This is a genomic window from Bradyrhizobium sp. NBAIM08, from assembly GCF_020193935.1.
GTDB classification, from domain to species: domain Bacteria; phylum Pseudomonadota; class Alphaproteobacteria; order Rhizobiales; family Xanthobacteraceae; genus Bradyrhizobium; species Bradyrhizobium yuanmingense.
The window spans coordinates 1-435 of record NZ_JADYVR010000485.1; the positions used below are offsets into that span (position 1 = coordinate 1).

General features: G+C 64.8%; 1 protein-coding gene. It reads left to right on the forward strand.

Translation table 11 applies throughout. The features are described 5' to 3' along the window. A partial coding sequence (locus I6F37_RS40570) for a DUF6328 family protein (protein WP_225154456.1) occupies positions 1 to 309 on the forward strand: 309 nt, incomplete at its 5' end. Positions 310 to 435: the final 126 nt, after the last annotated feature.

A 435-nucleotide genomic window follows, 5' to 3' on the forward strand; every position in this document is an offset into this window, starting at 1 on the left:
TACCTGGCCATCCTGCTGGCAACAACCATCTCGGCGACCCTGCTGATCGCTCCATCCGCCTATCACCGGATCAACTTCCGCAAGCAGCAGAAGGGCCGGCTTGTCTACATGGCCAACCGGCTCGCGATCGTCGGGCTCGGATTTCTCGCCCTCGCGATGACCGGGGTGGTCCTGCTGATCACCGACTTTCTCTTCGCCACCGTCGTCACAGTGATCTGCACGACCTTCGCGGCGCTGATGTTCGCGACCTTCTGGTACGCGCTGCCGCTGCTGCGGCGGCTCAACCTTGGCGAGGAGGAAGGGCCTTGAGCCGGTCCGCCTGCAGCCCGTCGACCTCCGCCTCGAGAGTCTGCGCGTAGGGCAGCGCCGCTGCGTAGCCGGAGACAAACTCGACGTCGGCCACCCAGACACGAAGCTTGACGTCGAGTGGCTGGT